Consider the following 11,999-nt stretch of genomic DNA (forward strand, 5'->3'; position numbering starts at 1 on the left):
TGATCGTTCTGGCGATCGTAGCGCTGATCAAATACATCGCTAAGTGACCTCGGAATCCGTCACTCCCGTTTAGGGGTGGAGGGCTATGTCATAGGAGGAACGAAAGCTGGAGGGCCTGCACAGCAATAGCCGTTTGGTTTTCATCGCGGTTTTGATCGCGTTGCTGATCGCCACCATCTGGTTGTGGCTGTCTGGCGCGTTGGACGCAGGACTATCGCGCGAAGTCATTACTGCGTGGGTGGATTGGGCCGGCCCGTTCGGACCCGTTGTCATCATCGGCTTCATGACAGCCGCAGTGGTTGCCAGCCCAATCCCCAGCGCTCCGATCGCTGTCGCTGCCGGGGTGGCATATGGGCATGGGCTGGGAACCGCATTGGTTGCTATCGGAGCGGAGTTGGGGGCGCTGCTGGCGTTCCTGATAGCCCGTTGGTTGGGGCGCGACGCGCTGCGCCAGTGGTTCGGCGACAAGCTGGACTTGGGGTTGCTTGGATCGCAGAATGCCCTGATGTTGACCGTGTTCACCAGCCGCCTGATGCCTTTCGTTTCTTTCGACATGGTCAGCTATGCCGCCGGTCTGACCCGACTTCAATTTTGGCGGTTCGCACTGGCCACCTTGGCTGGACTCCTGCCGGCCAGTTTCGTTCTGGCCCATCTGGGCAGCCAGATTACCGAAACCGCGACAGGCGGCACCAGCCTTGCGGTTATCGGGCTTGGGCTGTTGACGGGGGCGCCACTTATCTGGTTGGCTTGGAAACGCAAGATGCCTGTTGGCTCTTCAGACCACGAATTGAGCCAGATCAATGCGACCGGTCCAAGCGGCCCTAAACTGTTGGAGAATGGAGGAAACCCTAAGTGATCCGCGCACAATGGATATCAACTGCGACACGGACGGCCCGAGCCATGGGCCGGCTGCAGGTCCTGTTGATCTGTGCGTTGGTGGTTTCGATGCTGATCTCTGTTGTGCCGTCCCATGCCGGGCATGACATCGCGAAGGCCGCCACCCAGGCCGAGCTTGTGATCGATGACAGCGGTGGGTATCCCGCGTCTCATCCATCAGAAGAATTAGACTGCTCAGTGCACCCGGGCTGCTATGCGATGGCAGTTATGGCGGCACCTGAATTGCTCTCGATGCGTATTGCTACGCCCGTGGCGCCAGAACGGTTCCGGCCACGCGCAAGCCTGCCGGTCGCACCACTACCACATCCGCCAAACCTGTCCTGAACGTGACCGGCAATGGCTCCGGAATCGCTCCGGGGTCTTGCCCAAGCCGTTGATTGCGGCCCAACTCAGTTCAGGACACTTACCATGCTTACCATTCTGTACTTTTTCGTCACGGGCGTGGTGCTATTCGCACTGTTGCGCCTGACCTGTGGCCCCTGTGTGATGGGGACACAAGAACATCATCCCGGTGTTCCGGTGACAACCCTTGGCTGGGCGCTCAGCCTGTTTCTGGCCGCAACCTACCTGCTGTGCGTGGCCTTTGACCTGATCTTTCCAAGTTTTGCCATGTACCGGGCTTGGATCGGCCTGATGCCCGGAATGACTTGGCTCAGCCTGCCCTCATTCCTGTTGGGACTGTTATGGGCGTTTCTCTACGGCTGGTACGCCGCGTTGCTGTTCGGCGGACTGTTCAATGTCTTTGCGGCTCGCACAAAACTCAACTGATTGAAAGGACAAAGCCATGAAGGCCATCGCTCTGACCCTGCTTTTGACGCCCTTCCTGATGGCCGTCATCTACCGGATTTTTCTGCACGTGCCCGCCAATGCGCGCGTTTCAGTTGACGAAAGGAAACCTAAATGACCCTGTTCAATCTGGCCGCAGGCCTGTCCGTCGCAGCTTTGACTGCGCCTTCGCTCACGCTGGCGGCAACCGTGTTCATTCCCGAAGGCAGCGCGGACTCGGTTCTGGTGATCGACTCCGAAACCGGCAAGACCGTCGAGCGGCTGCCGAGGCTCGTGGCGGTCCATGGGCTGGCCGGCGCGCCCGGCTTTAAGTACCTGGTCGCGGGCAGCTACGCAGAAACCGAGGCCACAACGCCACCAAAACCCGAAGGTATGTCCAAGGATGAACACGCTGCGCACCACGCCAAGCGCGATGTCACTGCGTTGCCCAAAGACAAGGGGCGGAGCCTGCTGACGATCCTTGATGCGGAAACACGCGAGGTCGTCCGCCAGATCGAGGTTCCAGGTGCGGTGCATCACACTGCGGTGTCGCCCGACGGGCGGTTCGCGGTGGCGACCCATCCGGGCGGTGACGGTATTTCGATCGTCGATCTCGATAAGCTCAGCTTCCTTGGTTTCGTAGCAACCGGGCCAATGCCCAACTATGCGGTATTCGCGCCTGACGGCGACAGGGTCTATGTCACCAATACCGGCAATGGTACACTTAGCGAAGTGGATGTCGTCAAAGGCTTCGTCGTACGCAACATGCCCGTCGGCGAAGGCCCTGAGCATCTTGTACTTAACGCCACCGGCAGCGCCGCCTTCGTAGCCGACAGTGATGGTGGCAAGGCCTTCCGCGTAGATCTTGCCAGCGGTTCTGTCACCGAAACCTATGACATTGGAGGCGAGTTGCACGGGATCGGCCTGTCCGACCGCGAGGGCGTACTGTTCGTGGCCGCCAAAGGCACCGACCGGTTGTTGTCGATTGATCTTGCTACGGGCAAACAGCGCTCGACCAACCTGTCACCGGCACCTTATCACCTGACGACCATACCGAACTCAGGCAAAGTGATGGTATCAAGCCGAACCGAACCGAAGGTCTGGATCGTCGATCAAGTCAGCCTGACGGCTATTACCGAAATGCCGATACTGGGTGAGGGCCACCAGATGGTTGTTCTGCCCTGAAGGACTGTGCCCGGCATTGCGTAATTAAACGGCTCTACGACCAAAGCTTAAACCAGGGAGCAGAACATGACAGAAGACCACGACATCAGAATCCACGCGAACGGCCCGACCGAGGTCGCTTACGTCTGCCCCATGCATTCTGACGTGCGTCAATCTGGGCCCGGCGACTGTCCCAAATGCGGGATGCACCTTGTGCCCGAGGGCGAGGTGGATGCGCATGCGCATCACCACCATTCCGCGCATCATGGCGCGACGGACGAGAACGGTGAATATGACATCGTTCCGACAGGCTATGACGGACCCGTATATACCTGCCCGATGCATCCGCAGGTGCGGCAAACCCATCCCGGGTCCTGTCCACTCTGCGGCATGGGGTTGGAGCTGGAAAGCGCGGCGATGGTGGACGAGGGGCCGAACCCGGAACTGGTGGATTTCACCCGGCGCCTATGGGTAGGTGCGATTCTGACGCTTCCACTTTTGGTTTTCACGATGGGCCCCTACGTTGGGCTGTCTGGTGTGCGAGAGATTTTTGGTGAGCGAACAACCCTATGGATTGAACTGATACTTGGCACTCCGGTTGTTCTTTGGTGCGGTTGGCCATTTCTGGAACGAGGGTGGAATTCGTTTCGCACCATGAACCTGAACATGTTCTCGTTGATTGCCATGGGGGTTTCGGCCGCGTGGCTGTTCAGCGTTGTCGCCGTATTGATGCCCCACATATTTCCGGACGGTTTTCGAGATTCAGAAGGCCATGTTGGGGTCTATTTCGAAGCGGCCGCAGTTATCGTTACACTTGTTCTGCTCGGGCAGGTGATGGAACTGCGGGCACGCGAAGGCACAGGAAAGGCAATCCGCGCTTTGCTGGACATGGCCGCAAAGACCGCCCGCATTATCCGCCCTGACAGCAGTGAAGAGGAAATTCCGCTTGAAGAAGTACAGGTAGGTGACCGCCTTCGCGTACGCCCCGGCGACAAGGTGCCAGTAGACGGCATTGTACTCGAAGGGCGCTCATCTGTTGACGAAAGCATGATCTCTGGCGAACCGGTTCCGGTCGAAAAGGTACAAGGCGAGCCGGTCACAGGGGCCACAATCAACGGCACCGGTAGCCTTGTGATCGAAGCAACCCGAGTGGGCTCTGACACAATGCTGTCCCAGATTGTCGAAATGGTGGCCAACGCGCAACGCTCGCGCGCACCAATTCAGAAATACGCTGACAAAGTGGCGGGCTGGTTTGTACCGGCGGTCATAAGTATAGCTGCGCTGGCCTTTATTGCATGGGCAATTTGGGGACCGGCTCCGGCGCTCTCCTACGCCTTGATCGCAGCGGTGTCGGTACTGATCATAGCTTGCCCGTGCGCGCTTGGCCTGGCCACTCCGATGTCGATCATGACGGCCACGGGGCGCGGGGCGCAGGCCGGAGTGCTGATCAAAAATGCCGAAGCGCTGGAGCGGTTCGAGAAGATCGATACTTTGATCGTCGACAAAACTGGCACGCTGACCATGGGCAAGCCAAAGCTTGTGGCTGTATTACCCGAACCTGGCCATGACGAGGTCGAGGTGCTGCGGCTGGCCGCAACGCTGGAGAAGGGCTCGGAGCACCCGTTAGCTGAGGCAATCGTCACAGGAGCCGAGGAACGTGGCGTAGCCCTGTCCGACGCCAGTGACTTCGAGGCGGTGACTGGTAAAGGCGTGAAAGGCACGGTGGATGGCCGCCCCGTCGCGCTCGGCAATCTGAAACTGGTCACCGATCTCGGACTCGAGGCGGCCGAACTGACGGCCAAGGCCAATGCGCGTCGGGATGACGGCGAAACGGTGATGTTCGTGATGCTTGATGGTTCAGTGGCGGGGTTGGTCTGCGTCGCCGACCCGGTCAAGGAAACAACACCAGCCGCACTCAAGGCGCTGCACGAACTGGGTTTCCGGATCATCATGGCGACTGGCGACAACGAACGCACTGCAAAGGCGGTGGCCGAACGTCTGGGTATCGATGAGATTCGAGCCGACGTACTGCCCGAGGACAAGGCCCGCATAATTCGCGAACTGCAGGAGAAAGGCGCAAAGGTCGCCATGGCGGGTGACGGAGTGAACGACGCACCCGCGTTAGCGCAGTCCGATGTGGGCATCGCCATGGGGACCGGTGCCGACGTGGCGATCGAAAGTGCAGGCTTCACGCTGGTCAACGGAAGCCTTGATGGCATCGTGCGCGCCCGTAGGCTGGCCCGCGCTACCATGCGCAATATCCGGCAAAACCTATTCTTTGCCCTGATCTACAACGCCTCGGGCGTTCCGGTGGCGGCGGGTCTTCTGTTCCCGCTTTTCGGCATCCTGATCAGCCCGATGTTTGCGGCCTTCGCTATGAGTGCTTCATCGATTTCAGTGGTGTTGAATGCGCTGCGATTGCGGGGGGCGAAGATTTGAGCACGCACGAGCATAGTACCCACGGCGCCAGTGGCGCGCTGAAGCCCGGATCAATCTCGCTGACCGGAGCCGTCGCCATGGGGACCGGCGTGATGATTGGCGCTGGGATCTTTGCACTTACCGGACAGATCGCCGGGCTGGCGGGGCCATGGTTTCCGCTGTCCTTCGTGGTCGGGGCCGTGGTGACGGTTTTCAGCGCCTATACCTATATCGCCATGTCCAACGCCTGGCCCTCATCAGGCGGCATCGCCATGATCCTGACCAAGGCATATGGGCCCGGGGCGGTTGCGGCGGCGGCCTCGCTGCTGATGGCACTGTCGATGGTGATCAACGAAAGCCTCGTCGCGCGTACTTTCGCGACCTATGCGCTCCGCCCGTTCAACATCGAGAGCGGACCGCTGGTGTCTTTGGTCGCTGTTGCGCTGATCGTCTTTGCCTATGCGGTGAACCGGTCGGGCAACCGGTCGGTGGGGTTGTGGTCGATCATCATGTCGGCGCTCAAGATAGGCGGGATCGCAATATTCGGCATCGCCGCACTTTGGGCTGCGGGCGGAACCTGGCAGGTTCAGGGCTCGGAACCGGCCGCGCCGCTGGGGTTCGTCGCCTCGGTAGCCCTGTCGATCCTCGCCTTCAAGGGCTTTACCACCATCACCAACAGCGGGGCCGAGATCGTCGACCCGCACCGCAATGTCGGGCGCACCATCATGATCTCGATCGCGATCTGCGCGGTGGTCTACCTGCTGGTCGCCCTTGCCGTCGGTGTCAGCCTGCCGCCCGAGCAAATCCGCGCGGCGCAGGACTATGCCCTGGCCGAGGCTGCCAGGCCGGTGCTGGGGCAGGGCGGGTTCTACCTGACCGTGGCGCTGGCGATGGTGGCGACGGCCTCGGGGCTGATCGCCAGCGTTTTCGCTGTGTCCCGGATGCTGGCGATGCTGACCGACATGAAGATGATCCCGCACAGCCATTTCGGCATGACGGGCAGCATCCAGTCTCACACGCTGATCTACACGGTCGTGATTGCGGGCCTGCTTGCGGTGTTGTTCGACCTGTCTCGCATCGCCTCGTTGGGGGCGTTCTTTTACCTGGTGATGGACATGGCGGTGCATTGGGGTGTCTGGCGACGCTTGCGCGGTCAGATCAAAGCCCGTGGATGGGTCTTGCTGACCGCCCTGGCGCTGGACTGCGTAGTCCTGACCGCGTTCACAATACTCAAGCTGCGCTCCGACCCGATGATCGTAGTATATGCCGTTGCTGGCATCGGCTTGGTCTTCGTCTATGAGCGCATCTTTCTCAAACAATGGATCATCGAAAAGGAGACAAATCAGCTATGACCCAATCAAATTTCGACGAAACCCGCGCCACACAGGAGACGACCGAAAGGGTCAGCTCTGACGTAACGGCCGAAGCGCCCAAAACCGAAGATCAGACGGCCAACGGTGCCAAGCGTAATTGGCTCCCGGTTGTCATTGCGATCGCGTTGGGCGCCGCTGTTCTGGGCTGGGAATACCGCGAGACACTCTATCCTTTGCTCAGTTCTCCGTTGCTGTTCTTGCTGGTCTGCGTGGGCATGCATTTCTTAATGCATCGCGGCCACGGCAAACACTGAGAACGGCGCCCTGTATGGCTGGCGGCTTTGCGGCAAGAACACTGCGCAACAAGGAGCAGCAACGGCCAACTGATCAGAACAAATTTGTAACCCAATAAGGAAGGGAAATTGCCATGTTAGCAAATCCAATTCGGAGAGCAGCAACTGAACTGCACCTGACGGCCGGTGCACTAACTGTAAAGGCATTGCACGGTGACACCGACGAAGATCACTCTGATGAATAGGGAATGGGGCATCGCGGTGAAGAAGAGGACCAAGGCGACTGATCCACCTCGTCCGAGTCCTATCATTCGATGAACCCGTCCTGACGCACAGGAGGAACAATATGTCTGAATTTTCTGAAAGACAGGCACCTTCAGAGCCTGAAACTCGGCGCGATTTCTTATACTTCGTCACCGGCGGTGCCGCCATCGTGGCCACGGGCGCGGCGGTCTGGCCACTTGTTAACAGCATGAACCCCAGTGCAGACATCTCCGCCCAAGCCGTTGTCGACATAGATCTTGAAGGTGTCGGACCAGGAACGAGGATCACTGTTAAATGGAAAGGCAAGCCGATCTTTATCGACCACCGGACTAAAGAGCGGATCGCGCTGGCGATAGCAGAAGACGATGCACCAATGATCGACCCGCAACCTGACGCCGAGCGCGTACAGCGACCGGAATGGCTGGTAGTTATTGGCGTTTGCACCCATCTGGGATGCATACCACTCGGGCAGGGCGGCAGCGAACCCACCGGAGACTGGGACGGTTGGTTCTGTCCGTGTCACGGTTCACATTACGACACGTCTGGCAGAATTCGGAAAGGCCCCGCGCCCCGCAACCTCGATCTGCCCCCTTACGAGTTCGTCACCGACACACGGGTCAAAATTGGGTGACGGCGCGGTGAACTTTGTTCAGAGGCGCGTGCCTCACCAAGTTCGTTTGTCAGTCCTCGAATATCCCTCGATCAGCGCCGCGATGCTATGTGGCGGAATTCGACATGTACCCCGCTTTCTGGAGTTTTCGAGAAGAGACCTCGCCGTCATGTTCTGAACGGAACAATTCTAATCGCTGCGCTCAACGTTTTCTGCTTCGCCCATGTTTAGACATGCCATCTTGCCTTTTGACAGGATCGCATCTGAATTGCGGGTTGAGAGGAAACGCTTTGGTCCTGAACAAGGTGCTATTTCAACCCCGTGTCAGCCGCGCGGCGATCGCGACCTGTCCCAGCGCGGCCAGGATCGCAGCGATGAACACGGCTTCGATGGCGATCATGCTGACCACCACACCGCCCACAAGCGGCGCCAGCGCCGCCGGGGCCGCAAAGCTGTTGAACCACGCGGAATAGGCCGGGCGGCGGTCGTCGGGCGAGATCTCCAGCAAATAGCCGAGATAGCCGATGGTCACCCCGTTCATCATCGCGCCGATCAGGAAGAACAGCACCGCGAAACCGGTCAGCCCCGAACCCGTGACCACAAGCAGCAAAACCAGCACCGGAGGTCCGAGACGCACCAGTGCCACTATCCCCAGCAGGCGCAATTTGCCCGCCTGGTCTCCGATGTGGCCCCAGAGCGGATTCGAGGCCAGCGCGCCGACAGTCTGCGCCGCCAACAGCGTTCCGACATCCGCCGCCCCGAGGCCGCTGCGGCTGGCGGCAACGACATAGAACGGCAACGCCATCAGCGTCGCTGCACCAAGCCATTGGAAGATCAGGAACAGCCGGAACCGGTGGTCCTGCCGCAGCGTCGAGAAACCTTCGCGCAGAAATCCAGACAGATTGGCAGGACGGTCCCGTGGCGCCCTTGCAGCGGTAGCGGGCTCACCCGCGGAGACAAAAAGCGTCGCAGAGACGATCATCAGCACCGCGCCGAGCCAGAAGATCAGCGCATAGGCCCTGAGCGGCGGCATCACGTCGAGCGCGTGTCGCAGAAAGCCCGCCACCAGAACCGCCAGAACACCGCCGCCGAAAAAGCGCCAGGCCAACATCCGGCTGCGGCGCTCGGACGGGATCGCCCGGCCGACGATGTCGTTGTAGGGCACCGCGACCACGCCGCTGACAAAGGCATAGACCGTCCACAATCCCAGCATCCCGAGCGCCAGCGGAACCGGAGGCCAATCGACCTGAGGCCAGTCGGCCCCCCACCACAGAAGAATACCGATCATCGCGACCGTGATCGCCCGCCCATAGGCACCAAGGGCGTAGAACGGCATCCGCCGATCGGTGCGCTCGGCGAGGTAGCCCACCGCGAACTGGGGCAGCAGCCAGCCAAGACGCAGGACCGTGCTGGCATAGCCCACGGCCAGCGCGCTACCGGTCAGCATATGCACCAGACTGGCCACCACCGTCGCGCTGTCCACCGCCGCCGACCCGCCCTGAAACACCGCACCAGCACCGGCGATGCGCCAAAATCTCGTGTCTTCGGGATTACGCCTTGCCATTCGCCGCCTCTGCCTCCGCCCGGGCGCGGCGGATGTCGATGCCGCTCTGCCACAACACCGTCAGGCCGATCCCGACCACCAGAAGGATCGTCAGCACATAGTTGAACAGGATCATCAGAAGGGCGGTTTCGTCCGGAACGCCAAGCACCTTGAGCGCGAACCCCGCCCCAAAGACAAAGCTCGCCGGGATGCGCACGAAACGACCCAGAACCATGGCGAACCCGGCAAACACCATCAGGAACAGGTAATCCCACGCGCTCAGCACCACGCCAACCGCCAGCCCGGCCCACAGGAAATGGGTTGTCGCCACCAGCTTACCCGCAATGGCTGCGGCAATGGCGGCGACGCGGCGGGCCCGTGCCTGTGGCCAGACGATCCCTTCACCGAGCGCGGTGCGCAGATACGCGCCATCGGCCCCGATGCGGGCGGCAGCCCAGTCGAAGAGTCGGCAGACCAGAGGGTCCTCGCTCAGAAGTGACGCGCGGAACCGGAACAGAACCCAAAGCAGGCTGCCGAAAAGCATCAGGTTCAACAGGCCCGCAACGCTCAATCCCAGCCGCAGGTCACCCTCGATCTGTGGAATCTGGCCGGCGGCGGCCACCGCTCCGGCAAAAAGGGCGAAAACGACGCCGTCGAGGAACCGGGCGATGATCGCGGTTGCAAGCACGGTCGCCATCTTCAAGCGGTCGAGCCGGGCAACCAGCCAGGCCCGGACCAGCGGGCTGATGCCGAGCGGGACAAGGACATTTGCGCCATAACCTGCCAGTAGCGCCCCCGTCAGCCGCAGGGTGCCGACGGGTTTCACGTCGAACAGGATCTGCCGCCACTTCCAGCCGCTCATCAGCTGCTCCAGCAGGATGGTGGCGGCAAGAATCGCGATCCAGAACATGTTGGCTCCGCGCAGGCCCTGCAGAAACAGCGCAAAATCGAGGCTGCCGTAGAGCGCAAACACCAGATAGAGCGCCAGGGCGGAGCCGAATATCGGCAGCAGCCACCGTTTCAGGAAGGTCCGCATTTGACATCCTCGCAACTACCAAGACCTCAATGTTTTAACCTCCGTATCATGATACGGTGTCAAGATGACGGTGACGGAGGGAGACCGCGATGCAACCACTCAAGATCGGCCAGGCCGCGCGCGAGACCGGGATAGGCGTCGAGACGATCAGATTTTATGAAAAGAAGGGCCTTGTCACTCAGCCGCCGCGCCCAATTGACGGCGGCGCGCGGGACTATGGTGGTGACACGCTTTGGCGGCTGAAATTCATATCCGGCGCTAAGAAGCTCGGATTTTCGCTGGCAGAAATCGCGGAAATTTTGGAGTTGCGCACGGCACCAAATACCGAGTGCGTCGCGATGCAGGCCAGAGCGCGCAAAAAGCGGGACGAAATTCAGGAACGGATCGAAGGGCTTGCACGGTTGAGGAACAATCTGGACGAGCTGATCGCGGCGTGTCCGGGGCGTGGTGGAATTCAGAACTGTTCGATCGTGGGCGCCATAGAACGCAGCAGTGAGAAATAGGCGCAATTCCGGCCTTGAACGGAGGGTAGCGGCGTTGCTTGCGAACCGGGTTATTGCCAAGCAGGACCCAGAACGGCAGGTGCAGCGAAAAAAGGAGAGCGAGGGTTCCGCTTCCGAGCAGAGTTTGCGCCAGATCATTGTGAGAAATCCCTGCGTCGCCCAGAAAGCCATATCTGATGAGTGTCGGAGGGTGACGGACAAGTCGGCCCTGTAAATGCGGTCCAGCTTTTATCCTACCGGTGCGATTTTATATCGGTTTAAGACAAGTTTACCCAAGAGGGAACATGACAATGAATAACCTGAGCCGCCGCCGCTTGATGCAAGGAGCCGCGGCAATTGCGTGCAGCGCGGCGCTTCCCGCCTTCGCGAAAACCGGTCCCTCAATCCATGTCCTGAAGGATCCGAATTGTGGGTGCTGCGGATCGTGGATCAAAATCATGCGGGCGGAAGGTTTTGAAGTAGGCGTGGAAAACAGTGCTTGGGAGGCCTTGAACGCTTACAAAACCGCCAATGGGATTCCGGAGGGCATGATGTCATGCCACACGGGTCGCGTGGAGGGCTACATGATCGAAGGACACGTCCCATCCGCTGACATTCGGCGCCTGCTGGGCGAACGCCCGAATGCTGTCGGACTGTCGGTTCCGGGAATGCCTTTCGGCTCACCGGGCATGGGGCCGGAAAGTGAACGCGAAGCCTTCGACGTCTTTCTGATCCGCAAGGATGGAACCACAGAGGTGTTCGCCAGCTACCCGGCCGCATAATTTCCCGATGGCGCTGGCAAGATCCTGACAAACACGGCGCTCGCTTCTGCTGCCTGGTTTACGTGACATTCTTCACGGCAAACCAGTTGATCCGTGACTTCACGCCTGCCTTGTCCTACCGGGCAAGTTCCAGCCTACGGTGAAAAAATACCTGCGTCCGCAAAGCCTGATGACCGGCTTTGCGGACAAAACCGACATCCCGGTCGCCGTATCAACCGCAGCATTTGTCGCCCGCCTGAATTGGCGGGCATGGGGCCGATCCGTAGGAACAGTAGACGCAGCAATCGCCGGGAAGTGGCTTCAGGACTTTTCCGCAAGATGTGCATTCGTAGAACCACTGGCACGCGTCTGTTGGCATCGTTTCAGGCCTTGAATGTCCACATTCCGGGCAGATGATCGTGCTGACAAGGTTCGGGTGCTTTTCACTCATGG

13 protein-coding genes are annotated in these 11,999 nt (G+C 60.1%); 10 read left to right on the forward strand and 3 right to left on the reverse strand.

What is annotated here, in order from left to right:
- Positions 1–133: 133 nt before the first annotated feature.
- From I9182_RS17545 to petA, 8 genes are all read left to right on the forward strand, one after another.
- Entirely contained in the window at positions 134–856 is a 723-nt protein-coding gene (locus I9182_RS17545) for a TVP38/TMEM64 family protein (RefSeq protein ID WP_331252139.1), read from the forward strand.
- The gene (locus tag I9182_RS17550) at positions 853–1,221 is read left to right on the forward strand and encodes a hypothetical protein (RefSeq protein ID WP_157054266.1); all 369 of its coding nucleotides are present in this window, start codon (positions 853–855) and stop codon (positions 1,219–1,221) included. Before I9182_RS17545 ends, I9182_RS17550 begins: the two co-directional genes overlap by 4 nt.
- An 84-nt stretch (positions 1,222–1,305) precedes the next feature.
- The gene (locus I9182_RS17555; protein ID WP_152460765.1) at positions 1,306–1,665 is read left to right on the forward strand and encodes a hypothetical protein; all 360 of its coding nucleotides are present in this window, start codon (positions 1,306–1,308) and stop codon (positions 1,663–1,665) included.
- A 132-nt stretch (positions 1,666–1,797) separates the two neighbouring features.
- The gene (locus I9182_RS17560; protein WP_170417931.1) at positions 1,798–2,847 is read left to right on the forward strand and encodes a YncE family protein; all 1,050 of its coding nucleotides are present in this window, start codon (positions 1,798–1,800) and stop codon (positions 2,845–2,847) included.
- Positions 2,848–2,979: 132 nt separating this feature from the next.
- The gene (locus tag I9182_RS17565; protein ID WP_170418025.1) at positions 2,980–5,265 is read left to right on the forward strand and encodes a copper-translocating P-type ATPase; all 2,286 of its coding nucleotides are present in this window, start codon (positions 2,980–2,982) and stop codon (positions 5,263–5,265) included.
- Positions 5,262–6,596, forward strand: a complete 1,335-nt coding sequence (locus tag I9182_RS17570) for an APC family permease (protein ID WP_255612171.1) — start codon at positions 5,262–5,264, stop codon at positions 6,594–6,596. Before I9182_RS17565 ends, I9182_RS17570 begins: the two co-directional genes overlap by 4 nt.
- On the forward strand, positions 6,593–6,871 hold the full coding sequence (locus tag I9182_RS17575) for a DUF2933 domain-containing protein (RefSeq protein WP_170417934.1): 279 nt from the start codon (positions 6,593–6,595) through the stop codon (positions 6,869–6,871). The genes I9182_RS17570 and I9182_RS17575 overlap by 4 nt, the downstream gene beginning before the upstream one ends.
- 325 nt (positions 6,872–7,196) lie before the next feature.
- Positions 7,197–7,745 (forward strand): ubiquinol-cytochrome c reductase iron-sulfur subunit, encoded by a 549-nt coding sequence (gene petA / locus I9182_RS17580; RefSeq protein ID WP_050605700.1) that lies wholly within the window; start codon positions 7,197–7,199, stop codon positions 7,743–7,745.
- 292 nt (positions 7,746–8,037) lie between these two features.
- Here the strand turns inward: petA and I9182_RS17585 are convergent, their stop codons facing one another.
- Positions 8,038–9,288 carry an MFS transporter gene (locus I9182_RS17585; RefSeq protein WP_170417937.1) on the reverse strand — a complete coding sequence of 417 codons (1,251 nt, stop codon included), beginning with the start codon at positions 9,286–9,288 and terminating at the stop codon, positions 8,038–8,040.
- Entirely contained in the window at positions 9,275–10,303 is a 1,029-nt protein-coding gene (locus I9182_RS17590) for a lysylphosphatidylglycerol synthase domain-containing protein (RefSeq protein WP_170417940.1), read from the reverse strand. Before I9182_RS17590 ends, I9182_RS17585 begins: the two co-directional genes overlap by 14 nt.
- An 89-nt stretch (positions 10,304–10,392) precedes the next feature.
- On the opposite strand from I9182_RS17590, the gene I9182_RS17595 reads away from it, so the two are divergent.
- Together I9182_RS17595 and I9182_RS17600 are read left to right on the forward strand one after the other, a co-directional pair.
- Positions 10,393–10,806, forward strand: coding sequence for a heavy metal-responsive transcriptional regulator (locus I9182_RS17595; RefSeq protein ID WP_170417943.1), 414 nt, complete (start codon positions 10,393–10,395; stop codon positions 10,804–10,806).
- 284 nt (positions 10,807–11,090) lie between these two features.
- On the forward strand, positions 11,091–11,567 hold the full coding sequence (locus I9182_RS17600) for a DUF411 domain-containing protein (protein WP_170417950.1): 477 nt from the start codon (positions 11,091–11,093) through the stop codon (positions 11,565–11,567).
- 211 nt (positions 11,568–11,778) lie between these two features.
- Here the strand turns inward: I9182_RS17600 and I9182_RS20480 are convergent, their stop codons facing one another.
- Complete coding sequence (locus I9182_RS20480; RefSeq protein ID WP_237215937.1) at positions 11,779–11,997, reverse strand: GDCCVxC domain-containing (seleno)protein; 219 nt, start codon at positions 11,995–11,997, stop codon at positions 11,779–11,781.
- Positions 11,998–11,999 lie beyond the last annotated feature (2 nt).

This window comes from Ruegeria sp. HKCCSP351 (genome assembly GCF_017872535.1).
GTDB lineage: Bacteria > Pseudomonadota > Alphaproteobacteria > Rhodobacterales > Rhodobacteraceae > Ruegeria.